Origin of the sequence: Nocardiopsis sp. CA-288880 (assembly GCF_050955985.1) — a bacterium.
Lineage (GTDB): Bacteria > Actinomycetota > Actinomycetes > Streptosporangiales > Streptosporangiaceae > Nocardiopsis > Nocardiopsis tropica.
The window spans coordinates 7,003,745-7,027,843 of record NZ_CP192105.1 but is presented as its reverse complement, the minus strand read 5'-3'; the positions used below and the strand labels follow the sequence as shown (position 1 = coordinate 7,027,843).

At 75.0% G+C, this 24,099-nt stretch carries 21 protein-coding genes; 8 read left to right on the top strand and 13 right to left on the bottom strand.

Annotated elements, in window-relative coordinates; translation table 11 throughout:
* Positions 1-84: 84 nt before the first annotated feature.
* From ACQPYD_RS30280 to ACQPYD_RS30270, 3 genes are read right to left on the bottom strand one after another with little or no spacing between them, the layout of a single operon-like run.
* Entirely contained in the window at positions 85-1,662 is a 1,578-nt protein-coding gene (locus ACQPYD_RS30280; protein WP_433698766.1) for a protein kinase domain-containing protein, read from the bottom strand.
* The gene (locus tag ACQPYD_RS30275) at positions 1,659-3,407 is read right to left on the bottom strand and encodes a protein kinase domain-containing protein (RefSeq protein WP_433698765.1); all 1,749 of its coding nucleotides are present in this window, start codon (positions 3,405-3,407) and stop codon (positions 1,659-1,661) included. The genes ACQPYD_RS30280 and ACQPYD_RS30275 overlap by 4 nt, the downstream gene beginning before the upstream one ends.
* A 45-nt stretch (positions 3,408-3,452) precedes the next feature.
* Complete coding sequence (locus ACQPYD_RS30270) at positions 3,453-4,442, bottom strand: aldo/keto reductase (RefSeq protein ID WP_433698764.1); 990 nt, start codon at positions 4,440-4,442, stop codon at positions 3,453-3,455.
* A gap of 160 nt (positions 4,443-4,602) precedes the next feature.
* On the opposite strand from ACQPYD_RS30270, the gene ACQPYD_RS30265 reads away from it, so the two are divergent.
* The 3 genes from ACQPYD_RS30265 to ACQPYD_RS30255 all read left to right on the top strand — a co-directional run bounded on the left by ACQPYD_RS30265 (position 4,603) and on the right by ACQPYD_RS30255 (position 7,052).
* Positions 4,603-5,235: an NADPH-dependent FMN reductase gene (locus tag ACQPYD_RS30265; RefSeq protein WP_433698763.1), complete on the top strand. Its 633-nt coding sequence runs from the start codon at positions 4,603-4,605 to the stop codon at positions 5,233-5,235.
* Between the two features lie 63 nt (positions 5,236-5,298).
* The gene (locus ACQPYD_RS30260; protein WP_433698762.1) at positions 5,299-6,264 is read left to right on the top strand and encodes an ABC transporter ATP-binding protein; all 966 of its coding nucleotides are present in this window, start codon (positions 5,299-5,301) and stop codon (positions 6,262-6,264) included.
* Positions 6,261-7,052, top strand: a complete 792-nt coding sequence (locus tag ACQPYD_RS30255) for an ABC transporter (protein ID WP_433698761.1) — start codon at positions 6,261-6,263, stop codon at positions 7,050-7,052. The genes ACQPYD_RS30260 and ACQPYD_RS30255 overlap by 4 nt, the downstream gene beginning before the upstream one ends.
* A gap of 4 nt (positions 7,053-7,056) precedes the next feature.
* On the opposite strand, the gene ACQPYD_RS30250 is transcribed toward ACQPYD_RS30255, so the two are convergent.
* The 4 genes from ACQPYD_RS30250 to ACQPYD_RS30235 form a co-directional block, all read right to left on the bottom strand.
* The gene (locus ACQPYD_RS30250) at positions 7,057-7,674 is read right to left on the bottom strand and encodes a response regulator (RefSeq protein WP_433698760.1); all 618 of its coding nucleotides are present in this window, start codon (positions 7,672-7,674) and stop codon (positions 7,057-7,059) included.
* Positions 7,671-9,116 carry a sensor histidine kinase gene (locus ACQPYD_RS30245; protein ID WP_433698759.1) on the bottom strand — a complete coding sequence of 482 codons (1,446 nt, stop codon included), beginning with the start codon at positions 9,114-9,116 and terminating at the stop codon, positions 7,671-7,673. Before ACQPYD_RS30245 ends, ACQPYD_RS30250 begins: the two co-directional genes overlap by 4 nt.
* A gap of 70 nt (positions 9,117-9,186) precedes the next feature.
* Positions 9,187-9,828 (bottom strand): TetR/AcrR family transcriptional regulator, encoded by a 642-nt coding sequence (locus ACQPYD_RS30240; RefSeq protein WP_433698757.1) that lies wholly within the window; start codon positions 9,826-9,828, stop codon positions 9,187-9,189.
* A gap of 382 nt (positions 9,829-10,210) precedes the next feature.
* Complete coding sequence (locus ACQPYD_RS30235; RefSeq protein WP_433698756.1) at positions 10,211-10,702, bottom strand: GreA/GreB family elongation factor; 492 nt, start codon at positions 10,700-10,702, stop codon at positions 10,211-10,213.
* 201 nt (positions 10,703-10,903) lie between these two features.
* Here ACQPYD_RS30235 and ACQPYD_RS30230 point away from each other — a divergent pair, with 201 nt between their 5' ends.
* From ACQPYD_RS30230 to ACQPYD_RS30215, 4 genes are all read left to right on the top strand, one after another.
* Complete coding sequence (locus tag ACQPYD_RS30230) at positions 10,904-12,544, top strand: helix-turn-helix domain-containing protein (RefSeq protein ID WP_433698755.1); 1,641 nt, start codon at positions 10,904-10,906, stop codon at positions 12,542-12,544.
* Between the two features lie 186 nt (positions 12,545-12,730).
* Positions 12,731-14,080: a GAF domain-containing protein gene (locus tag ACQPYD_RS30225; RefSeq protein ID WP_433698754.1), complete on the top strand. Its 1,350-nt coding sequence runs from the start codon at positions 12,731-12,733 to the stop codon at positions 14,078-14,080.
* 269 nt (positions 14,081-14,349) lie between these two features.
* Positions 14,350-15,873 (top strand): acetaldehyde dehydrogenase ExaC, encoded by a 1,524-nt coding sequence (gene exaC, locus ACQPYD_RS30220; protein ID WP_433698753.1) that lies wholly within the window; start codon positions 14,350-14,352, stop codon positions 15,871-15,873.
* Positions 15,873-16,268, top strand: coding sequence for a DUF779 domain-containing protein (locus ACQPYD_RS30215; protein ID WP_433698752.1), 396 nt, complete (start codon positions 15,873-15,875; stop codon positions 16,266-16,268). Before exaC ends, ACQPYD_RS30215 begins: the two co-directional genes overlap by 1 nt.
* A gap of 145 nt (positions 16,269-16,413) precedes the next feature.
* Here the strand turns inward: ACQPYD_RS30215 and mnhG are convergent, their stop codons facing one another.
* The 6 genes from mnhG to ACQPYD_RS30185 are packed head-to-tail and all read right to left on the bottom strand — an operon-like array spanning position 16,414 to position 23,185.
* Positions 16,414-16,821: a monovalent cation/H(+) antiporter subunit G gene (gene mnhG / locus ACQPYD_RS30210; RefSeq protein ID WP_433698751.1), complete on the bottom strand. Its 408-nt coding sequence runs from the start codon at positions 16,819-16,821 to the stop codon at positions 16,414-16,416.
* Positions 16,818-17,138 (bottom strand): monovalent cation/H+ antiporter complex subunit F, encoded by a 321-nt coding sequence (locus tag ACQPYD_RS30205; RefSeq protein ID WP_344182378.1) that lies wholly within the window; start codon positions 17,136-17,138, stop codon positions 16,818-16,820. The genes mnhG and ACQPYD_RS30205 overlap by 4 nt, the downstream gene beginning before the upstream one ends.
* Positions 17,135-17,749, bottom strand: a complete 615-nt coding sequence (locus ACQPYD_RS30200) for a Na+/H+ antiporter subunit E (protein WP_433698750.1) — start codon at positions 17,747-17,749, stop codon at positions 17,135-17,137. Before ACQPYD_RS30200 ends, ACQPYD_RS30205 begins: the two co-directional genes overlap by 4 nt.
* Complete coding sequence (locus ACQPYD_RS30195; protein ID WP_433698749.1) at positions 17,746-19,404, bottom strand: Na+/H+ antiporter subunit D; 1,659 nt, start codon at positions 19,402-19,404, stop codon at positions 17,746-17,748. Before ACQPYD_RS30195 ends, ACQPYD_RS30200 begins: the two co-directional genes overlap by 4 nt.
* A 2-nt stretch (positions 19,405-19,406) precedes the next feature.
* A complete protein-coding gene (locus ACQPYD_RS30190) occupies positions 19,407-20,237 on the bottom strand; it encodes a Na(+)/H(+) antiporter subunit C (RefSeq protein WP_433698748.1) in 831 nt (276 codons plus the stop codon).
* The gene (locus ACQPYD_RS30185; protein WP_433702176.1) at positions 20,234-23,185 is read right to left on the bottom strand and encodes a Na+/H+ antiporter subunit A; all 2,952 of its coding nucleotides are present in this window, start codon (positions 23,183-23,185) and stop codon (positions 20,234-20,236) included. The genes ACQPYD_RS30190 and ACQPYD_RS30185 overlap by 4 nt, the downstream gene beginning before the upstream one ends.
* Before the next feature lie 248 nt (positions 23,186-23,433).
* On the opposite strand from ACQPYD_RS30185, the gene ACQPYD_RS30180 reads away from it, so the two are divergent.
* Positions 23,434-23,910 carry a MarR family winged helix-turn-helix transcriptional regulator gene (locus ACQPYD_RS30180; RefSeq protein WP_267946915.1) on the top strand — a complete coding sequence of 159 codons (477 nt, stop codon included), beginning with the start codon at positions 23,434-23,436 and terminating at the stop codon, positions 23,908-23,910.
* Positions 23,911-24,099 lie beyond the last annotated feature (189 nt).

The following is a 24,099-nucleotide window of genomic DNA, read 5'->3' as shown; positions in this document are numbered from 1 at the left end:
GAGGAGCTGCGCGGCCTGCTGTGATCCGGGCCCGTGGTGGGACCGGCTGAGAGGTCGTGACGCCACCGCCGGCACCGTCACGCCCTACCCGGTGGCGGTCCCCCCGTCGCACGCGGCGAGGTCGGAGGACAGGGTCCGCGCGGACGCGTCGTAGCAGAGCCCGGTCGGCGGGACCCCGGCCACGTCCGGGACGTAGCCCGGGCTCGCGAGGACGAGCAGGCCCTCGTCGGGCGCCCCGTCGAAGGTGACCGCGAACGCGCTTCCCGCCCCGACCTCCCCGTCGGCCTCCACCCCGGACGGCGCCAAGGGCTCCTCCCCGGCGGTGACGGCGAGCATCGACGGGACGTCGTCGCCGAGCTCGACCTCCATGAGGTCGACGGTGAACGCGAACCGGACGCCGCCGGGGGTCGCGTCGACCGAGTCCACGGACACGCTGAACGCGCTCTCGAACGAGTCGGGCGAGGCCGCGAAGGCCGGCCGGTCTCCGGGGGCGGCCTCGGCGGGGTTCACCACCAGGTCGCCGCCGGTCCGGGACTCGGTCCACCACTCGACGTTGTGACCGCCCGTCCGGACGTCCGACCGCGTCCAGCCGGCGTGGGCCTCCGCGTCGGCCCCGGCCGCGTCCTGCGCGGGCCCGTCCGCGGCCCCGCCCGGCCCGGCCCCGGGAACGAGGACGCGGGCCGCCACCGCCCCCGCCGCCACGGCCAGTACGAGGAGCAGGGCGGCGCCCGCGGCGAGGAGCGCGCGGGGGCGCCGGGGCCGGGGCGCGGCGGGGAGGACCGCCCGGATCTCGCGCCAGGAGCGGTCCAGGGCCCTGTCGACGGACGCCGCCACCTCGTCCGAGGGCAGGTCGGAGGGGGTCCCCGTCAGGGACGACACCAGTTGGGCCGCGGTGGGCCTGCGCCCCGGCTCCTTGTCCAGGGCCGCCGCCACGAGCGGGAGCAGCCGGGCCGGGACCGCGGACAGGTCGGGCTCCTCCCTGAGCACCCGGTACACGAGCGCGTCCGCCGGCCCCGTCCCGAACGGCGGACGCCCGGACGCGGCGTGGGCGACCAGCGCGCCCCACGCGAACACGTCGGCGGCGGGGGAGGGCGGCGCTCCGCGCAGCAGCTCGGGCGCGATCCACCCGGGCGTGCCGAAGAGCCCCCCGGTCCTGGTCAGCACGGTCTCGTCCAGGGCCCGCGAGATGCCGAAGTCCAGCACCTTCGGCCCCTCGGGGGAGAGCATGACGTTGCCGGGCTTGAGGTCGCGGTGGACGATCCCGGCGGCGTGGACGGCGCGCAGCGCCTCGGCGGTCCCGAGCGCCAACCCGTCGAGCGGGGGGCCGGTGAGCGGCCCGTGGCTCCGCACGTGGTCGGACAGGGTCCGGCCGGGCACGAACTCCGTGGCCAGCCACGGGTTCCCGCCGTCGACGCCGGCCGCGACGAAGGCGGGCACGGCGCGGCTGCGCACGCGTCGGAGCAGGCGGACCTCGCGCGTGAAGCGCTCCCTCAGGGCGGGGTCCTCCGCCAGGTCGGCCCGGATGACCTTGACGGCGGCGTAACCGCCCCGCCCGGCCGTGCCCGCGTAGACGGTGCCCATGCCCCCGCTGCCGATCCGGCCCACGACGCGGAAGGCGCCCACGGCGGCCGGGTCGCCGGGGCGGACGGGTGCGAAGCTCACAGGCCCTCCTCACCCACCACCGAGTCGAAGGTGGGGCAGGGGACGCCGTCGAACGACCCGTCCATGGTGCTCGTCGAGATCTGGGTCCAGGCGGTCCCGCACATGTAGGCGCCCTGGCTCCGCTCCGCCGCGTACTCCCCGCTCGGGGCCGCCCCCGGGTCGGGGCGGTAGGCGACCAGGACGGAGCTGGGCGCGTCGGGCACGTCGAACGAGAACTCGGCGGTGGGGTCGGACGGCGTCAGCTCCGCGAGCGTCCGGCCCTCCACGCGGTAGGCCTCCCTGCCGTCGTCGGGGTCCTCGGGCACGGACTCCAGGCCGGGGCCGACCTCGTAGAGGGTGATGTCGTCGGAGCGGAGCGTGTAGCCGCCGCCGTCGGGCAGGTAGGTGATGTCCCCGCTGACGGTGAGGCCGTCCGACTCCTCCATGGCGGCGGTGTCGAGGTAGGTGACGTAGATGTTCATGGTCGCGATGGCGTGGTCCTCGCGGGCGAACCCCTCGGGCGGCTCGTACGTCCACCCGGCGAAGCCGTCGGCGGCCCCCATGCCCCCGGAGGGGTCCGCGAGGACCATCATCACGTTGTCGCCGGGGACGGTCACCGCCAGCTCCCCGGAGGAGGAGGCCGGGGCGGCGCCGCCCTCACCGTCGTCCTCCGCGGACTGGCCCGCCCGGCCGAAGCGGTCCCCCGCGTACCAGGAGCCCGCGACGACCAGCACGAGCGCGGCGAGCGCGGCGCCGACCGCCGTCCACGGGCGGCCCCCGCGACCGGGGCGCCCCGGCGGACGGCCCGCTCCCCGGGCGGGGGGCGCGGAGGGGCGGGTCGGGGGAGGGACCACCGCGGCCGTGACCGGCGGCGCCTCCCATCCGTCCGCGATCACCACGGTGACCAGGGCGGTCGTCTCCTCGTGGCCGGCGCCGGCGTCGAGGCGCGGACCGAGGAGGCCCGCCAGGAGCGCGGGGACGGTGAGGCGTCGGCCGGGGTCGCGGGCGAGCGCGCCCCGTACCGGGCCGAGCAGGTTCTCCGGCACGCCGTCGAGGTCGGGCTCGCCCTCCAGGACGCGCAGGGCGGCGGACTCGGCGGAGCCCGCCCCGAACGGGGCCCGGCCGGTGGCGGCGAATGCCACCAGGCCGCCCCACGCGAACACGTCGGCGGCCGGGCCGGGCGGCGCTCCGCGCAGCAGTTCCGGGGCGACCCACCCCGGGGTGCCGAACAGGCCGCCGGTGCGCGTGATCGCGGTCTCGTCCAGGGCGCGGGCGATGCCGAAGTCCAGCACCTTGGGCCCGTCCCCGGAGAGGACGACGTTGCCGGGCTTGAGGTCGCGGTGGACGATCCCGGCGGCGTGGACGGCGCGCAGCGCCTCCGCGACACCGGTGGCGAAGGCGTGCAGCGGGGCGCCGGACAGCGGCCCGTGCTCGTCCACGTGCCGCCGCAGGGTCGGGCCCGGAACGTACTCGGTGGCGAGCCACGGCTGCCCGGCCCGGGTGTCGCTCGCCACGAACCGCGGCACGCAGGGGCTGACCACCCGTCGGACCAGCGATGCCTCCCGGTGGAACCGGGCCCGGAAGTCGCGGTCGGCGGCCAGGTCGGCGTGGACCAGTTTGACGGCGACCAGTCGCCCGGAGGGGTCGGCGGCGGCGTAGACCGCGCCCATGCCCCCGCTGCCCAGGCGGCCGACGGTGCGGTAGCTCCCGACCGTCCGGGGGTCGCCCGGGAGGAGGGGCGGGAACGTGGGGCGGTGGGAGGTCACGGGACTCCGATGGGACCGGCGAAGGGGTGGGCGGGGGTCAGAATGCTACCCCCGGCCCAGGGGGAGCCGGGATCGGAGGGGGAGCGCCGCCCTGCCCAGGGCGGCCCGGCGGTGCTCGGCCACGAAGTCGTGGGGGTACCCCAGCCCGGTCCCGGAGACCTCGTCCAGGCGGTGCGCGGCCTCCTCCGGCAGGTCGAGGGCCAACGCGCGGACGTTCTCGGCGACCTGCGCGGCCGTGGCCGCCCCCGTGATCGGGTGCACGTTAGGCGACCTGGACCGGAGCCAGGCCAGGGCCACCTGCGCGGGGGTCGCGCCCAGCTCCGCCGCCACCTCGGCGACCGCGCCGGTGATCCGCTCCCGGGCCCCGTCCGCGCCGGTCGGGGCGGGGCCGCCGCGGGCGCCGCCCGCGAGCGCGCCGCCCGCGAGGGGCGACCACGCGGCCACGCTCATGCCGAGGTGGTCGGCGGCGGGGAGGATCTCGCGCTCGACGTCCCGGTTGAGCAGGCTGTAGTTCACCTGCACCGCCGAGAACGGCGTCCAGTCGCGCCACTCCGCGAGGGTGTTCGCGCGGACGGCCACCCACGCGGGGGCGTTGGAGATCCCGACGTAGAGCACCTTCCCAGCGCGCACCGCGTCGTCCAGGGCGCGCACGGTCTCCTCGATCGGCGTGTGACGGTCCCAGAGGTGGACCCAGTACAGGTCGACGTGGTCGGTGCGCAGCCGCCGGAGGCTGGTCTCCAGGGAGCGGACGAGGTTCTTGCGGTGGTTCCCCGCGGCGTTGGGGTCGGTCTCGTCCCGGGAGAGCGTGTACTTCGTGGACAGCACGAACCGGTCCCGGCGCCCCTCCAGGATCTCGCCCAGGGCCTCCTCGCTCCGGCCCCCCGCGTAGTTCACGGCGGTGTCGAGTACGTTGCCGCCCGCGTCGGCGTAGGCGTCCACGGCCGCGGCGAGCCCGGCGCCGTCGCCGGGGAGCATCGCGCCCAGGAACATCTCGCTGACGCGGAGTCCGGTACTGCCCAGGAGTTCGTAGCGCACGGGGTCGCCTCTCGTCGTGGAACGGGGTCGTCGGTCCGGCCGGCGGGAGGGGCGGTGCCCGCCCCGCCGGCTCGGAAGCCCAAAGTACAACGGCCAGTTTACTTATTGCAATGCACGTTGTACTTTACTTTTCGACGGTCCACCGGACGAGGAGCCCTCCATGACCCGCATCGCCCTGATCATCGGCAGCACGCGCAGCCCCCGCCGATCCGACTACGTCGCCACCTGGGTGGAGGAGGTCGCCCGGCGCCGTCTCGACGGCCGCGGCGTCGTCCTGGACCTGGTGGACGTCGCCGACTTCGGCCTCCCGGTCCTCGACGAGACCCACCCGGCGGCCTACGGGCTGCCCTACGAGCACGAGCACACCCGGCGGTGGTCGCGCGCGATCGACGCCTACGACGGCTTCGTGTTCCTGACCGCGGAGCACAACCGGGGCATCCCGGCCTCCCTCAAGAACGCGATCGACTACCTGTACGCCGAATGGGCCGACAAGGCGGCCGGTTTCGTCTCGTTCGGCGCGAGCGGCGGCGCGCACGCCGTCGCGCACCTGCGCGGCGTCCTCTCCGAACTGAAGGTCCACGCCGTGCGCGCCCAGGTCCAGCTCGGCAGCTTCACCGACTTCGCGGTGGACGCCCCCTCGGACCCCTCCGACCTCGGCAGGATGGCCGTGCGCGAGCACCAGGAGGGCGCCCTGGCCGGGATGCTCGACGAGGTGGTGGAGCTGGCCGGGGCCCTGCGCCGCATGAGGGAGGAGCGGACGGCACCCCTGACACCTGTCACGGCCACCTCCTGACGGACGGCCTACGCCCTCCCCTCCGATCCGGGACAGCCTGGAGGCAGACACCGGAGGAGAGCGATGATCAGCGTTCGCGGACTGACCAAGAGGTACGGGGAGAACCTGGCGGTGGACGGCCTGACCTTCACCGTGGCCCCCGGCCGGGTGACGGGCTTCCTCGGCCCCAACGGGGCCGGGAAGAGCACGACCCTGCGGATGATCCTGGGCCTGGACACCCCCACCTCGGGGGAGGCCCGGATCGGGGGGACCGCGTACCGGCGGCTCGCCGCGCCCGCGCGGGAGGTCGGGGCCCTGCTCGACCCCGCCGCCGTCGACCCCGGGCGCACGGGGGCGAACCACCTGCTGTGGCTCGCCCGCGCGGGCGGCATCGGCCGCGCGCGGGTGGACGAGGTGCTCGGCCTCGTCGGACTGGAGGAGGTCGGCGGGCGCAGGATCCGCCACTACTCGCTCGGCATGCGCCAGCGGCTCGGCATCGCCGCGGCCCTGCTCGGGGACCCGGGCGTGCTCCTGCTGGACGAGCCCCTCAACGGGCTGGACCCCGAGGGGATCGTCTGGGCGCGCCGCCTGCTCAAGGGGTTCGCCGAGGAGGGGCGCACCGTCCTCCTGTCCAGCCACCTGATGAACGAGATGGAGGCCACCGCCGACCACGTGCTGGTCATCGGCGGCGGAAGGCTCGTCGCGGACGTCGGCCTCGCCGAGCTGGTCGCCACCGGCGCGGGCACACGGGTCGAGGCCGTCTCGCCGCGCGCGGACGACCTGGCCGCCCTGCTGCGCCGCGAGGGCGCGACGGTGGCCGGGGGACGGGACGGACGGATCGCCGTGACCGGGGCCGACGCCGCCCGGGTCGGCGACCTGGCCGCCCGGCACGGGATCCCCGTGCACGAGCTGGTGCCGGTCCGGGCCCGGCTGGAGGACGCGTTCATGGCCCTCACCAGGGGCCGGGGCCGACACGGGGGCCGGACCGGGGAGCCCGGGGCCGCAGGCGCGGACACCCGGAAGCCGCAAGGAAGGGGAACGGTCCGATGACCGCCGTGGACCACCGTCGACCCACCGCCCGGGACACCGTCGCGGCGGAGTGGACCAAGCTGGCGGGCCTGGCCCGCAACCGCCGGACGGCGGCGGGAGCCGTCGCGCTCGCGCTCCTGGTCGCCGCCCTGTTCTGCCTGACCTTCGGCGCCACGACCGGCGTCCCGCTGGCCGAACAGCCCGTCTTCGACGTGCTGACCGCGGGACTGCTCGGCGTCGACGCCGCCGCCCTGGTGCTGGCGGTGCTCGCCGCCTCGGCCACGGGGGGCGAGTACGCGACGGGGATGATCCGGACCACGCTCACGGCCACGCCCTCCCGGGGGCGCGTGCTCGTCGCCCGGGCCCTGGTCGCGGCAGCCGCCTCCTGGGCGGTGTCGCTCGCGGCGGCGTTCGGCGCGGCCCTGGTCAGCCTGCTGGTCCTGGGGCTCTCCGGGCTCCCGGCCTGGGACGCGACCGACCCGGCCGTGTGGCGGGTCGTGCTCGGCGCCTCGCTGATGGGCCCGTTCTACGCGCTGGCGGCGGTGGCCCTCGCCGACCTCACCCGGTCCACCGGGGGCGGCGTGGCGGGGGTGGCGGCCCTGCTGGTCGCGCCCACCGTCGCGGGCTGGCTGCCGGGAGGGCAGGCGGTCGTGCCGTTCCTGCCGGGTGAGGCCGTCCACGTGCTCGCGGGGATCACGGGACCGGGCCAGGGCCACGCGAGCCCGTGGTCCGCGCTGCTGGTCCTGGCGGTGTGGGCCGTCGCGCTCCTCCTGCCCGCCCTCGGCGCGAACCGGCGCGGGGACACCTGAGGGCTCAGAGCCAGCCGTTGCGCTCGGCGACCCGGGCCGCCTCCGCGCGCGTCCGGGTCCCCGTCTTGCCGATCGCCGACGACAGGTGGTTGCGCAGCGTTCCCCGGCTCATCCCGAGGGAGCGGGCGAGCGCCGCCACGTCGTCGCCCCCGCCCGCCACGGCCGCCAGGACCTCGCGCTCGCGCGGGGTCAGCGGGCTCGTTCCGTGCGCGAGGGACTCCACCGCCAGGGCGGGGTCCACCACCCGCAGCCCCCGGTGGACCCGGCGGACCGCGTCCACCAGGTCCTCGGGGGAGGCGTCCTTGACCACGAACCCGGTCGCCCCCGCCGTGAGGGCCCGGGCCAGGTAGCCGGGGCGGCCGAACGTCGTGCACATGAGCACGCGGCAGCCGGGCAGGTCCGCCACCAGCTCGGCGCAGACGCCGATCCCGTCCCCGTCCGGCATCTGCACGTCCAGCACGGCCACGTCGGGCCGGACGCGGCGCGCCTCGGCGAGCGCCGTCGCGCCGGACCCCGCCCGGGCCACGACCTCGATGTCGGCCTCCAGGTCGAGCACGGTGGCGAGGGCCCCGCGCACGAGGGCCTGGTCGTCCGCGACCAGCACCCTGATCGTCCCGCTCATCCCCGCTCCCCGCCGCCGCCGTCGGCGTCATGCGCCGTGTCCGGTTCCGTGTCGTCCCCCGGCGGGCCGCCGGTCGCGCCCGCGTCCCCGGACCGGGCGGCCTCCCCGGGCCCGCTCCCGTCCCTGTCCCCGGCGCCGCCGCCGGGCGGTACTCCCAGCGGCCCCGTGCCCGTGTCCCCGGACGGGCCGCCGTCCGCCGCCCCGGACCGCGCACCGGGCGCACCGTCCGTCCGGTGGTCCCCCTCTCCGGCGCCGCCCGCGCCCGCCGGGAGTTCGGCCCGGACGGTGAGCCCGCCCCCGGGCCGCGGCTCCACGGTCAGGGCGCCGCCCGCCCCGGTGACGCGGTCCTCCAGCCCGCGCAGGCCGCCGCCGGGCACGACCCCGCCGGGCCGGGCGCGGCCGTCGTCGCCGACCTCGATCCAGCCCGGTCCCAGGGCGACGCGCACCCGGGTGGCCCCGGAGTGGCGCACCACGTTGGTGACCGCCTCCCGCAGCACGAACCCCAGGACCTCGTCGGCCGCGTCGGCGCCGCCCGAGGCGCCGGTCCCGTCGCGGCGGAGGGCGGCCGGTCCCGCCGGGCCGCCGGACCCGGAGCCCGCGGGGTCCGCGCCCGGCGACAGTTCGAGGGCGACGTCGGCCGCGCGCAGCACCGACTCGGCGCGCAGGAGCTCGGCCGACAGGGTGACCCGGCGCGATCCGGAGACGGCGGCGCGCACCTCGGCCAGCGACCGCCGGCCCAGGTCCTCCAGGTCCCGCAGCTCCGCGGCCGCCCGGTCGGCGTCACCCGTGGACTCGAGGATCCGGCGCCCCACGCCGGCCTTGAGCACGATGGTCGTGAGGCTGTGGCCGAGCAGGTCGTGCAGGTCGCGGGCGAAGCGCTCGCGCTCCCGGAGGACGGCGAGCTGCGCGGCCTGGTCGCGGGCGCGGCGGAGCTCGGCGTTGGCCTCCACCAGCCGCACGGCCAGGGCCGTGGCGACGGTGACGGTGGTGATGATGACGAGGTTGCCGAACTGCTCGCCCACCTGTCCGGTGGCCAGGGCCACCGCGGTCACGCCGACCACGGCGAGGACGGTGGCCCACAGCGTGGGGCGCAGGGGCAATATCGCGGCGGTGACGGCGAGCCCGAAGACGAGGACCCACGAGTGCGGCAGCCCGAGGACCGCGAACAGCGCGCAGCCCAGCAGGAGCAGGGCGGCGCAGGCCAGGTGGCGTGCGAGGCTCCCCAGGCGCGGGGCCAGGGGGACGGCCGCGGCGCACCCGGCGACGTAGGCCGCCGCGAGGACGGCGGCGAGCGTGCGCAGGGCGGGGGAGCCGGCCCCGTCGAGGGCGCGGAGCCACTCGGGCAGGATCACCGCGTTGAACAGCAGTGTCAGGCCGACCGACAGCACCAGGGTCCGGCCGGGGCCGGACTCCTCCGACACCGTTTCCGCAGCCTCGCCCATGCGTCGCATCCTATGGGGCGTGGCCCTTCGCGGGTGCGCGGGCGTGCCGGGGCACCGCTGCGGCGGGACCCTACCCCTCCGCGGGCGCGTGGCCGTGCAGGAAGGTCCGCACGCCCTCGGCCGCGAACCGCGCGGCCTCCTCGCGGCCGCGCGGCCGCGAGTGGCCCGACGGGTCCGGGAGGCTCACGAGCACGCTGAACTGGAGGGCGGCCAGCTCCGGGTCGTCCACCCGCAGCAGGCCCCGGGCGGCCAGGTCCTCCAGGCGCCGGGCGAGCGCCGCGCGGACCCGCACGGGACCGTTCCGGTACCACTCCTCCAGGGTCTGCTCCGGGATCTCCGGGACGCTCCTGCTCTGGCGGAACAGCGCGAAGTGCGCCTCGTGCTCGGGGCGGTCCGAGGACCAGTCCACGGCGAGGTCGGTGAGGTCGGTCCGCAGGTCGGTGACCTTGCGCAGGTGGCGGTCGATCAGTGCGATGTGGTGCTCGGAGACGGCCTCGGTACTGGCGGACACCACCGCCGCGTACAGCTCGGTCTTGTCCCGGAAGTGGTTGTAGATGGTGCGGGTCGAGACGCCCGCCTCCTTGGCGATGACGTCGACGCTCGCGCGGGGGTAGCCGCACCGGGCGAACACGCGCAGGGCGCCGTCGAGGATCATGGCGTGCTTGTCGGCGCGGCCCCCCCGGGGTGCGGGCCTGGCCTCGGCGGTGCTCACGGGTGCGCCTCCCACAGCAAAGTACAACGATGGTTTTACATTGTTGCACGGTGCGGGGCCGCGGGGCGCGTGGGCCGCCCCTCCCCGCCGGAGCCCGTCGCCGGTCCTGCCGGGTCGCCGGTCGCGTCCTCCGGCCCCGCTCCCGCCGGGGTCCGTCCGTGCGGGCGCTCGGGACCGGGCGCGTGCGTCCGGGGGCGGCGCGGCGGACGGCCGCGGCCCGGCCGGGGAGGCCGGGAGCGGAGCGGGAACGGGGGCGGCCCCGCCTCCGGAGAGGAGGGGCCGCCCCCGTGTCGGCCCGTCCGCCCTCCCAGTAGGGCGGACGGGCCGCGGGACGGTCGCCCGCTTTCCCGGGGGCGGCCGCCCGGTCGATGGGGCCCCGGCGTCAGCCCGCCACGAAGGCCCGGTACGGTTCCGCGCCCAGCAGGGTGACCCCGATGACCGCGCCGCGCGGAGAGGTGAACGTGCGCCGCTCGCCCCGGCGGGCGCCCAGCAGGGACGCCCCCAGCGGCGACTCCGGCGAGTACACCGTCATCCGGTCCGCGACGGACGCGTCCCGCAGGCCCAGCAGGAACTCCTCGGTCCCGTCCTCGCCGTCGTAGCGGATGGTGAGCACCTTGCCCGGCGCCGCGATCCCGTCGTCGGGGGCGGCCTCGTCCACCACGGCCTCGCTGAGCAGGCGCTCGATGGTGTGGACGCGGGCCTGCCGCACCGCAGGGTCGTGGATGTAGCGGGGCGCGGGGACTGTGCTCCCCGCGCCCCCGTCCGCCCCGGCGGTGTCCGGGTCGTCGTCGGGGAGGCCGCGCAGCACTCGCAGCTCCTCCTGGAGGCGTTCGTAGCCCTCCCTGGTCATCCATCGGTCGGTGGTCCTGGTCATGGAACGTTCCTTGTCTTCACGGGCCCACGCCACGGCTCGGTCCGTGGGTGGAGAAACACAGCGAGGGCCGGCGAGGGGGGTGCTGCCGCTCATTACCGAGTGTGTCCACGGCGGAGGGGCACGGGGTTATCCTGGGCCGACATTCCCGTGACCTGGTTTTGTCGAGATCCGACAACATCATGGTGGGAGGGGGAGCGGGAGATGATCAACCTCGACCGGCTCGTCAACGTGCTGGGCGGGTACGGCGCCAGGCTGGTGGGCGCCGAGGGCCTGCGCCGCAGGGAGCTGCGCAGCGTCGCCATGCACGATCCCACCGACGACGCCCCGCCCCTGGGCGACGCGTTCCTCGCGGTCGGGGTGGACTCGGCGGCCGAGGCGGTCCGCCTCGCGGAGCAGGCGCGCGCCACCGTCGTCCTCCTCCGCTCCGCCGCGGACCCCGCGGACGACGTGCGCGAACACCTCCGGGCGCACGGGCTGGCCCTCCTCGTCGTCGACCCCGCGGTGTCCTGGAGCCAGATCTCCGGCGTCGTCTACGGCCTGGTGCTGGAGGGCCGCGAGACCGAGGCGGGACGCGGGCCGAGCGACCTGTTCACCCTCGCGGACACGGTCGCGGCCGAGGTCGGCGGACCGGTCACGATCGAGGACCGCTCCTCCCGCGTCGTCGCCTACTCCGCCTCCCAGGGGGACACCGACCGGGTGCGCCGGGCCACCGTGATCGACCGGAGGGCCCCGGAGGAGGTCCGGGCACGCCTCGACGCCGACGGGGTGTTCGCCGGACTGGCGGCCTCCGCCGAGCCCCGCTTCGTCCCCGGGGTGCCCGAACTCGGGCTGGGCGGGCGCACGGCCGCGCCGATCCGCGTGGGGCGCGAACTCCTGGGCTCCCTGTGGGTGGTGTGCGACGCCCCGCTGGACGCCGGGCGCTCCCGCGCCCTGCGCGAGGGCGCGCACACCGTGGGACTGCACATGCTGCGCGCGAGGGTGAGCAGCGACCTGGAACGCCAGGTGGAGTCGGAGTCGGTGATCGACCTGCTGGAGGGGTCGGCGGACCCGGCGCAGACGGCCGGGCGCCTCGGCCTGCTCGCCACGGGCCTGCGGGTGATCGCGTTCCAGGCGAGGGCCAGGACCGAGCCGGAGGCGGCGATCCTGCACCTGTTCGAGCTGGTCACCACGGGTTTCGGGTGGTCGCGTCCCGGTCGCAGCACCCTGCTCGGGACGACCGTCTACACGGTGCTGCCGTGCGGGGACGACCCCTCACCGGCGGTGGAGTGGGTCCGGTCGACGGTGCGCGGGCTGCCGGACCAGCTGGGCGTGGCCGCCGGCGTGGGCGGCGCCGCCGACCCCTCCGGGCTCCCGGCCAGCAGGCAGGAGGCGGACGAGTGCCTGACCCTGCACGGCCGCGGGGTGCGCACGGCGCCCCCGGGGCGGAGCGGGGCGCGCGGGGCGCCGGCCGCGGGGCCGGGGTCGCCGGGAACCGCCGGGCCGGTGGTCTACGACGACGTCTGGCACGCGGTACTGCTGCGCCGCCTGCGGCTGGTGGCCGAGGCCGGCAGGCTGCCCACCCGCAACCCCGTCGCGGAACTGGTGCGCCACGACGCCGCGCACGGGACGGACTACGCGGGAACGCTGCGGGCGTGGCTGTACGCGCACGGCGACCTGGGACGGGCCGCGGAGGCGCTGGACCTGCACCCGAACACGGTGCGGTACCGGCTGCGCCGCATGGGCGGGATCGCGGACCTGCCGCTGGACGACCCGGAGGCGCGGGTGGCGATGACCATCGCGCTCGCCGCCCTGGTCGAGGAGCCCTCCGCTCCCCCGGCCGGGCGCGGCCCCGGGCCCGCCTGAGGCCGGCCGGGCCGGCCCGCCCCGCCGCCCGGGCACGGGGCGCCGGACGGGGGCGCCGGGCGGGGGCGCGCCTCCGCCCGTTCTCGCGGAACCACTTGTCAGGAGGGGCGGGCGCGGCTTCAATCGGGGTGTCGGGGCGGTCCGCCGGCACGGTCCGCCGTCGTCTCGACGAAGGGGAGCGCCGTGATGTCCGGGACGTGGAACGCGTGGTCGTGGGACACCGACCCCGAGGCCGTGCGCCGCGACGTGGCCGCCGCGCACGAGCGCTTCACCGACTCCGGCCGGGTCAGCGGCCCCGTCCGGGCGGTCGTCGGCGAGTCCTGGAGGCGCAGCGTCCTGCACGGCGTCGACCCCGACACCACCGTGCCCCGGATCGAGCTCGCCGGGCACGCCCTGCGGGACCACCGCGACGCCCACCCGCTGGCCGCCGCCATGCCGCTGCTGCGCCGGCTCCTGGTCGACACCGCGCCCGGTCCGCAGATCGTCGCGGTCGGCGACGCCGCGGGACGCCTGCTGTGGGTGGAGGGCGACCGCCGGCTGCGCGACAGCGCGGAGGACATGTGCTTCGTGGAGGGCGCCAACTGGCACGAGCGGTCCGCGGGGACCAACGCGCCCGGCACCGCCCTCGCCCTCGACCACGAGGTCCAGGTGTTCGCGAGCGAGCACTTCTCCAGGGGCGTGCAGCGCTGGAGCTGCTCGGCCGCGCCCCTCCACGACCCCTGCACCGGGGAGGTCCTGGGCGTCCTCGACATCACGGGCGAGGACCACCTCGCCTCCCCGCAGGCCCTCGCCCTGGTGCGGACGGCCGCCGCCGCGGTGGAGATGGAGCTGCGGGCCCTGCGCCTCGGAGCGCGCCCTCCCCGCCCCCGGGCCGCGCCCGGGGACCGCGGCGCGCACCGCGCCCCGGGGGTGCGGGAGGACGGCGGCGCACACCCCGCGCAGCCCCCGGGACGGGGCCCGTCGGCGGGCCCCGCGCTGCGGGTCCTGGGCCGTGCCGGGGCCCTGATCGCCCTCGACGGCCGGGAGGCGGAGCTGAGCGTCCGCCACTCCGAGATCCTCCTCCTGCTCGCCCGCAGTCCGCGCGGCCTCACCGGTGAGGCGCTCGGGGCGCGGCTGAACGAACACGACGCCTCCCCGGTCACCGTCCGCGCGGAGATGTCGCGGCTGCGCCGACTTCTCGGCCCCGGCCTGCTCGCGTCACGCCCCTACCGCCTGCTCCGCCCGCCGTCCACCGACATCGACGAGGTCCGGCGCCACCTGGCGGAGGGCTCCTACCGGAGGGCGCTGGAGGTCTACGCGGGGCCGGTCCTGCCCCGGTCGGAGGCGCCGGGGGTGGCGGAGATCCGCGACGCCCTCCAGGCGGAGGTGTGCGAGGTGCTCGGGGCCAACGCCCCGCCGGGCGTGCTCCTGGCCTGGTCGGAGGACCCCGAGTGGCGCGACGACCCCCGGGTGCTCACCGCGGCGCTGCGCTCCCTCGACCCCGGGTCCCCACGCCACGCCGCCCTCCGGGGAAGGCTGCGCTGGCTCGGCGGCTGAACCCGCCCCGCTCCCGCCCCTCCCGCCCCGCCCCGCTCCTGCCCCGCGCCCACCTCCTCCCGCCCCTCCCGCCCCGCCCCGCTCCTGCCCCGCCCCGCTCCTGCCCCGCCCCGCTCCTGCCCCGCCCCGCTCCTGCCCCGCGCCCACCTCCTCCCGCCCCCTCCCGCAACGTGGTCGCAACGTCGCCGTGGCTAGCGTCACCGGCCCCAGACCCCTCGGAAGCGGGCGCCGGCCGCACCACCGGCGCCCCACCGAAGAAGGAGGCCACCATGGCGGTCTACGCTCCCCCCGGACAGCCGGGGAGCATCGTCGAGTACGCGCCGCGCTACGACAACTGGATCGGCGGCGACTGGGTCGCGCCCGTGCGGGGCCGCTACTTCGAGAACCCCACGCCCGTCACCGGGCAGACCTTCACGGAGGTCGCGCGCAGCGGCGCGGAGGACGTCGAGCTCGCCCTCGACGCCGCCCACGGTGCCGCCCACGCCTGGGGCCGCACCTCTCCGGCCGAGCGGGCCCTCGTCCTCCACCGCGTCGCGGACCGGATCGAGGACAACCTGGAGAAGCTGGCCGTCGCGGAGTCCTGGGAGAACGGCAAGCCCGTCCGCGAGTGCCTGGCCGCCGACCTCCCGCTGGCGGTGGACCACTTCCGCTACTTCGCCGGGGCGATCCGCGCGCAGGAGGGGCACAGCTCCCAGATCGACGGCGACACCGTCGCGTACCACTTCCAGGAGCCCCTGGGCGTGGTCGCGCAGATCATCCCGTGGAACTTCCCCCTGCTCATGGCCACCTGGAAGCTGGCGCCCGCGCTCGCCGCGGGCAACGCCGTGGTCCTCAAGCCCGCCGAGCAGACCCCGGCGTCCGTCATGCTCCTGGTCCAGCTGGTCGCCGACCTGCTGCCGCCCGGCGTGCTCAACGTCGTCAACGGCTTCGGCGTGGAGGCGGGGAAGCCGCTGGCCTCCAGTCCCCGGGTGCGCAAGGTCGCCTTCACCGGTGAGACCACCACCGGGCGCCTGATCATGCAGTACGCGTCGGAGAACCTCGTCCCGGTCACCCTGGAGCTGGGCGGGAAGAGCCCCAACCTCTTCTTCGCCGACGTCGCCGCGGCCGAGGACGCGTTCTACGACAAGGCGCTGGAGGGCTTCGCGATGTTCGCCCTCAACCAGGGCGAGGTGTGCACCTGCCCCTCCCGCGCGCTCGTGCAGGACTCCTTCTACGACAGGTTCATGGGCGACGCCCTGGAGCGGGTCGGCCGGATCGTGCAGGGCGACCCGCTCGACACCGGCACCATGCTCGGCGCGCAGGCCAGCAACGATCAGCTGGAGAAGATCCTCTCCTACGTCGACATCGGCCGGCGGGAGGGCGCCGAGGTGCTCGCCGGGGGCGAGCGGGTCGACCTCGGCGGCGACCTCTCCGGCGGCTACTACATGGCCCCGACCGTGTTCGCGGGGCAGAACGGCATGCGCGTCTTCCAGGAGGAGATCTTCGGCCCGGTGGTGTCCGTCGCCCGCTTCGACGGCTACGACGACGCCGTCAGGACCGCCAACGACACCCTGTACGGGCTGGGGGCGGGGGTGTGGACGCGCGACGGCAACACCGCCTACCGCGCGGGCCGCGACATCCAGGCCGGCCGCGTGTGGGTGAACAACTACCACGCCTACCCCGCGCACGCCGCGTTCGGCGGCTACAAGCAGTCGGGCATCGGGCGCGAGAACCACAAGATGATGCTCGACCACTACCAGCAGACGAAGAACCTGCTGGTCAGCTACTCGGACCAGGCGGCGGGGCTCTTCTGATGGGCGCCCCCGGCAGCGGCGGGGAGGTGGAGCGGGTCGCCGTCACCGAGGAGGCCGCGGCCCTGCTCCGCGAGCTGCGCGACGAACACGGGCCGCTCATGTTCCACCAGTCCGGCGGGTGCTGCGACGGCAGTTCGCCGATGTGCTACCCGGCGGGGGAGTTCCGCACGGGCGACTCGGACGTCCACCTGGGCGACCTGGACGCGGGCACGCCCGAACCGGTGCCGGTGTGGATGTCCCGCTCGCAGTTCGCGGTGTGGAGCCACACCCACCTGACCATCGACGTCGTCCCGGGGCGGGGCGCGGGCTTCTCCCTGGAGGCGCCGACCGGCCGCCGGTTCCTCGTCCGGTCGAGGCTGATGACCGACGGCGGGGACGAACGCCCCGCACGGTGACCCGTGCGCGCGGACCCCGGTCCGCGCGCACGCGCGGCCGCCCGCTGGGGCGCGGTGGGCGGCGGCACGCGGAACGGCCGGGGGAGGACCTCCTCCCCCGGCCGTTCCCTCTCCGGCGCGGACCGGGTCCCCCGGCCGCCCCGGCTCAGGCCCGCGTCTCGGGGACACCCCCGCCGCCGTCGGTCCGGCGCTTGGCGGCCAGCCGGTCGGCCAGCTCGTCCCGGACGATCAGGTCCTCGCGGACGCGCCCCGTCCGGTAGGCCACCCGGGCGGCGATGTGGCCGGCCACGGGGACCGTCACCACCTGGAACAGCCCCACCAGGATCAGCGTCCCGATGTTGAACACGTTGGTCTCCTCCGGGATCAGCCGGATGCCGATCCCGACCAGGACCAGGAGGAGCCCCAGCACCTGCGGCTTCGCCGCGGTGTGCATGCGGGAGAGCAGGTCGGGGAAGCGGATCAGGCCCACCCCGGCGACGAGGGAGAGCAGCGCCCCGGCCAGCAGGCACAGGATCGCGATCCAGTCCAGGACGGCGACGACCTGGTCGCTCATGACGAACCCCCTTCCTCAGGGGCAGGGGCCGGGGGCTCGGTCGGCGTGGCCACGTGCTCCTCCGGGCGGCGGGCGACGAACTTGGCGATGCTGATCGAGCCGATGAAGCCCAGGAGCGACAGCACCAGCAGGGTCGGCAGGACCGTCGGGTCGCGGTGGAAGGCCGCGTAGGCGCCGATGCCGGTCAGCGCCGAGGCGAGCAGCACGTCCACGGACAGCGCCCGGTCCAGGATGCTGGGGCCGATCACCATACGGGTCACGCCCAGCAGGACGGCCGCCCCGAGCAGGAGGCCGATGGCGATCCACAGGATGTTCACGCGTCCCTCCCCAGGTTCTCGACGGTCGGTCCGGCACGGAGCGCGTCGATGTCCTCACGGGTGCCCAAAGCCATCACGATCCGCTCCTCCAGCTTCCAGATGTCCTCCCGGCCGGCCTCGATGCCCCTCTCGTCGTCCGCGCCCAGCAGGTGCACGTACAGGATGTGGTTCGGCTGGGAGACCTCGACGATCACGCTGCCGGGGATGATCGAGCTGGCGATCGCCGTGCACACCAGCATGAGGTCGGCCTCGGTGCGCAGCGGCACCGCGACCACCGAGCTGCGCACGGGGCCGGGGGAGAGGGTCTGCACCGTCACCCGGAAGCTGGCCACGGCCATTCTGCCGAACACGTACACGAGCATGCGGACCAGGTACACCGGCCTGAACCGGAACCCCGGGGTGATCGGCGGCAGCGGGAAGACCAGCATGATCAGGACCGACACCAGGAACCCCAGGACCAGCAGGCCGAGGGACTCGAAGCGCAGCCGGAAGCCGTCGAACAGCAGGAGCCACACCAGGGTCATGCCGAGCGCCACCGGGACCTGGACCTTGCCCAGGCGCCGCCGCAGGGCGGCCAGGCCCATTCTCTTCTTCGCCTTCAGGTCGATCACCGGGCGCCTCCGAGAACCGCCTCGACGTACGGGGTCCGGGCCATCAGCTCCACCGCCGCCTCCGAGGAGTAGTGGATCAGCGGGCCCGCGAACACGGTCAGGGCCAGGCCGAACGCGACCAGGGCGACCGTGGCGCCGACCATGCTCTTGGGCAGGACCACGGACGTCACGACCGGGCCCGCCAGGGTCGAGGTGTCGCCGAGGCGGGAGGACGGGCCGACCGCCTCGCCCGGCCCCAGGGCCGCGGTCGACGCGTCGTCGGCCTCGACGTCCTCCAGCACGGTGCCGGGCTCGGCCACCATGCCCTCGGAGGGCGTCCGCCAGAACGCGTAGTTCCACACCCGCGCGATCACGTACAGGGTCAGGAGGCTGGTGAGGACCGAGGCCCCGACCAGCGTGTAGGAGAGCGGCGTGCCCGCCTCCACACCGGCCTGGAGCAGGCCGATCTTGCCCAGGAAGCCGGACAGCGGCGGGATGCCGCCCAGGTTCATCGCGGGGATGAAGAACAGGACCGCCAGCACCGGCGCGATCCGCCCCAGCCCGCCCAGCTGGTCCAGCGACGTCGACCCGCCCCGGCGCTCGATGAGCCCCGTGACCAGGAACAGCGTCGTCTGCACGGTGATGTGGTGCGCCACGTAGAACACCGCTCCGGCCAGGCCGTGCTCGCTGCCGAGCGCCACGCCGAACAGCATGTAGCCGATATGGCTGATCAGCGTGAACGACAGCAGACGCTTGATGTCGGTCTGCGCGACCGCGCCGAGGATGCCCATGATCATGGTGGCCAGCGCCACCCACATGAGCAGGTCGTTGAGGACCTGGCCCGGGAAGAAGAGCGTCTGGGCGCGGATGATCGCGTACACGCCCACCTTGGTGAGCAGGCCCGCGAACACCGCCGTGACCGGCGCGGGGGCGGTCGGGTAGGAGTCGGGGAGCCAGGCGGCCAGCGGGAAGACCGCCGCCTTGATGCCGAACGCGAACAGCAGCATCACCTGGAGGACGACCCTGAGGTCGGGGGAGATCTCCGGCAGGCGCTCGGCGAGCTGCGCCATGTTGACCGTGCCGGTGGCCCCGAAGATCAGCGCGATGGCGATCAGGAACAGCACCGACGACACCAGCGACACGACCACGTAGATGGCGCCCGCACGCATCCGGGACTGGGTGCCGCCCAGGGTCAGCAGCACGTAGCTGGCGGTCAGCAGGATCTCGAACCCGACGTACAGGTTGAACAGGTCACCGGCGAGGAAGGCGTTGGAGACGCCGGCCACCAGGATCAGGTAGGTCGGCTGGTACACCGACAGCGGCGCGACCTCGGCCTTGCCCGCCATGCCCTGGCCGATCGAGTAGACGAGCACGGCGAGCGTGATCGCCGCCGAGACCGTCACCATCAGGGCGGACAGCTGGTCGGCGACCAGGGTGATGCCGATGGGCGCCTCCCAGCCGCCCACCTGCACGGCCTGCGGGCCGAACTCGTAGGCGCCCAGCATCAGCGCGAACCCGATGAGCAGCACGAGGGCCAGCGAGATGACGCTCAGCCACTGCTGGACCCGCGGCCAGCGGATGCCGAGGGCCAGCTTGACCCCGGCCGCGAACAGCGGGAGCACCACCGGCAGGGGAATGAGGTAGTGCACGAAACCGACGAGGTATTCCCCATCCATGATCAGTCACTCCCTTGCAGGTCGCTGTCCTCGGCGCGGGCCAGGCGCTCGCGCTCGGCCGACATGGTCTGGCGCGCCTGGCGCCGCTGCGAGCGGATGCGGCGGCGCAGCTCGCGCCACAGCTCGCGCTCGGCGGCCCGGTCGGCGCGGCGGTGCTCGCGCAGCCGCCTGCGTCCCAGGCGGATGCGCCCGCGCAGCTCCTGCACCTGGGCGGTCATGCTCTCCGTGCGGTCGGTGAGCCTGCGCATGGTCTCCTGCGACCGCTCGTCCGGCCCGCTCTCCTCGGCCTCGACCTCGTAGCGGGCCAGTTCGGCCTGGGCCGCCGCGATCTCCGCCTTGATGCGGGCCTGCTCGGCCAGCTCCTGGGCGTCGGCGGCGGCGATGGTCGCCTGGAGCTCGGCGCGCTGGCGGCGGATGTCGGCCTGGAGCCTGCGGCGCTCCTTGGCGAAGCGCTGCCGCACCGCGCGGCGGCCCTCGCCCTGCACGATCCTGATGTCCTCGGCGTCGTCCTGGACCTCGTCGTTGCCCTCGAGCTGCCAGTTCCGGTACGCCATCGCCAGCAGGAACGCGGTGATGCCGAGGGTGATGACGATCGCCGTCAGGATCATCGCCTGCGGCAGCGGATCGGTCATCTCCTCCGGATCGGCCAGCCACAGGAGCGGCGGCTCGCCCGGCTCCCCCGCCATCGACAGGATCATCAGGTTGACGCCGTTGCTCATCACGATGAAGCCGAGCAGGACACGGGTCAGGCTGCGCTCCAGCAGGAGCACCACCCCCACCGCGACGAGCACGCCGATGAGGACGACGAGGATCAGGCTGGGTGACTCGTTCACGAGGTGACCTCCTCGGCCCGGGCCAGCGCGTCGGCCCTGGCGCCCTCTTCCGCGTGTGCGGCGTCCCTCTCGATCTGTTCGTCGATACGGGCGCCGAGACTGCGCAGGATGTCCAGGATCAGGCCGATCACCAGCAGGTACACGCCGATGTCGAAGATCATGGACACGGTCACGTGGGCCTCGCCCAGGATCCAGAGGTCGATGTAGGCGTCCCCGCCCGCGAGGACGTCGGTGCCGAAGATCGCCCCGCCCAGCGCCGTGCCGGTGGCCAGCGCCAGCCCGGCGCCGATCAGGGCCCCCGGCTGCACCCACGCCGTGGCGTACAGCTCGAACCGGCCTCCGGCGAGGTAGCGGACGATGAACGCCAGCCCGGCGACGATGCCGCCCGCGAACCCGCCGCCGACCGCCGTGTGGCCGGTGAGCAGCAGGTACACGGAGATCACCATGATCACCGGGAAGAGGAAGCGCGAGACGACCTCGAAGATGACCGACCGGCGCTCGGTGGGCAGGGCGTCCGCGCCCGGCAGCCAGGCGTTGTTCCACCTGGGCTTGATGTGCATGCTGTCCGGCGCCATCCGCAGCTCGCCCAGGTCGATGCTGCCCTGGCCCTTGGCGGGTTCGGGGGCGCTGGTGACCGACACCGCCATCACCCCGCCCGGGGCCTTGCGGGGCTGCGCCCGGCGCCGCACGAACATCAGGCTGGCGACGCCGGCGGCCGCGGCCGCGAGCACCGCGATCTCGCCCATGGTGTCCCACGCGCGGACGTCGACCAGCAGCACCGAGATGATGTTGTAGCCGCCGGCCTCCTCGGCGGCGGCGGGGTACCCCTCGGAGACCGAGGGCGCCTGCCGCGCGGCGAGGGCGAACCAGGTCATCGTGGCGACCAGGATGCCGGTGGCGGCGCCGATGGCCATGTTCCACACCCGGCGGCCGCGCAGCGCGGGCGCCGAGAAGAGGGAGGGCAGCCGGCGCAGGACCAGGACGAAGACCACCAGGCTGACGGTCTCCACCAGGAACTGCGTGAGCGCGATGTCCGGCGCGCCCATCAGGTAGAAGAGGGCGGCGATGCCGTAGCCGCCGGTGCCCACGAGGATCACCGCGAACAGCCGCCGCCGCACGAACAGGGCCAGCAGGGCCGTCCCGGCGACGATCACCGCCGGGATGACCTGGACCGGGGTGTCCCACAGGCGCACCTCGGGGTGCGGCCCCTCCCAGATGCGGCCGCTGACCATCCACCAGCCCGCGGCGACGACCAGGGAGACCAGGACGGTGCCGAGGTAGACCGGCAGCGAACCGCGCTGGGTCCGTCCGGTGACCTGGAGCGCCAGGTTCTCCAGGGCCGCGAGCATCCGCCGGTAGATCCGGTCGGGGTCGACGAAGGAGGTGCGGCTGCCGATCCACACGACCTGGTGGCGGAAGTAGAACAGCACGAGGCCGACCGCGACGCAGACGGCGGACAGCAGGAGCGGGAGCTCGAAGCCGTGCCACAGCGCCAGGTGCGTGGCGTACGCGCCGGGGGCGAGGGGCACCGTGTCCGCGTAGCGGGCGAGGAGGACGTCAAGCGCGTGGGAGAGGGGCCCTCCCAGCAGGCCGAGCGCGGCCATGGCCGCGGCGGGCGCCAGGAAGAGCGCCCCGGGGGCGTGCACCGGGGTGTCCGGGACGTCCTCCTTGACGGCGAACGCCCCCCACAGGAAGCGCAGGCTGTAGGCGACCGTGAGGACGGAGCCGGTGACGATGCCGACGAGGACGGCGGTGTCGAAGGGGCCGCCCTCCGTGAAGGCGCCGAAGGCGAGCTCCTTCGCGGCGAAACCGAGGGTGGGCGGCAGGCCCGCCATCGAGGCGAGCGCCAGGACCGAGATCCAGAAGGTCCCGGGCATGGAGGTGCGCAGGCCGGAGAGCTCACGCAGGTCGCGGGTGCCGGTGCTGTGGTCGATGATGCCGACCACGAGGAACAGCGGCGCCTTGAACAGCGAGTGCGCGATGAGCATGGACACGCCGGCGAGGGCCGCGGCCCGGGTGCCCGCGCCGAGCAGGACGATGAGGAAGCCGAGCTGGCTGATGGTGCCGTAGGCCAGGACGAGCTTGAGGTCGTACTGGCGCAGCGCCTTCCAGCCCCCGAGCAGCATGGTGAGCACGCCGAAGAACAGCGCCGACCAGGTCCAGACGGCGGAGTCGGGGAAGGCCGGGGTGAGCCGGGCGACCAGGTAGACGCCGGCCTTGACCATCGCCGCCGCGTGCAGGTAGCCGGAGACCGGCGTGGGCGCGCGCATGGCGGCGGGCAGCCACAGGCTGAACGGGAAGAGCGCCGACTTGGACATCGCGCCGACCATCACGAGGGCGAGGGCGACGTCGACCAGGGCGCCCGACGGCGGGGCGGCAACGAGCTCGGAGATCACGTAGGTCCCGGCGGTCTCGCCGAGCACGATCATGCCGACCAGCATGGCCAGGCCGCCGAAGGTGGTGACGGTCAGGGCCGTCATCGCCGAGCGGCGGCTCTCCTTGAGCTCCGTGTTGTGCCCGATGAGGAGGTAGGAGAAGACCGTGGTCAGCTCCCAGTACACGAAGAGCTGGATGAGGTCGTCGGCCAGGACCAGGCCGAGCATGGCCCCGGCGAAGGCGACGAACACCCCGGCGAAGCGGCCCAGGCCGGGCTCGGAGTCGTTGAAGTAGCGGGCGCAGTAGACCAGGATCAGCGTGCCCACGCCGGCGGCGATGAGCGTCATGACCAGCCCGAGCGTGTCCATGTACAGGCCGAGCCTGAGCGAGAACTCGGGGGCCCACTCCACGGAGGCCGAGAGCTCGCCGCCGCGCAGGACGGCGGGGGTCTGGAAGAGGGCCCAGACGGTGGACGCGCCGGGGACGACGGCGAGGGCGAAGAACGCGTTGCGGCCCCACTGGCGTACCAGTAAGGGTGCGATCGCCGCTGCGATGAAATGCGCGATCAGCACTGTTGTCAATGCGCCCCTCCCGGACCGGTCCGGGCCCGCCCGGTGCCGGGCGGACGTCCACTGCCCCCAGCGGCGGTCCTCGTCGTCCACAAGCGGACGCGTGGACGGGGTGTCGCTACGGTTTGTGGGGGCATGGATGCTTATGAACTTGCGTGCTTAAGCTATTTAATAGTTAGACTACACAAACGTCAAACCACCGCGCGGGTCGGAGGACCCGCGGCGCCCGCCCAGCCTGCGAGGACCGTTTCGTGCCCGACGAGACCCACGAGCCAAGTGCCGAGCAGCCAAGTGCCGAGCTCGAAGAGTTCCAGCGTGCCTGGACCGAACTGATCAACGCGGCCATACACGCGCGCTCGCGCAGCGGCCACGGACACCGGGGTGCCGAAGAACTCACTCTGACGCAGGCCCTGCTCATGGAGGCGGTGCGGGGCATGGACAACCCGAGTGTGGGCGCCGTCGCCCAGATCGTGGGCGTCTCCTCTCCGTCCGCCACCCGCATGATCCAACAGCTGGAGCGCAAGGGCATGATGGCGCGCCGCCGCTCGGAGCGGGACGAGCGCAGCACGGTGGTGGCGCTCACGGAGGAGGGTGAGAGGGTTCTCGCCATCCGGCGCAAGGAGATGGAGCGCAAGCAGCGGCAGGTCTTCGACGCCATAAGGCCTTCGCTGCGCCCCGTCGTGCTCACGCTCCTGCGGGACCTGCGCGCGGCGGTGGACGACACCTGACCCGCGGGCGGCGGACCCGTTCCTCCCGCACGCGGCGCCCGGGGTGTGGACGGGGGCCGGACCGGAGTGCGCCCGAGGACGGGGACGCGTACGGGACCGGGCGGGACGCGCCGGGCGGGGGCGGGGCCGTGCGCCCCGCCCCCGCCCCGCGCGGTCGGCGGGGACGTGCGCAGCGGAGCCGGTGCGTCC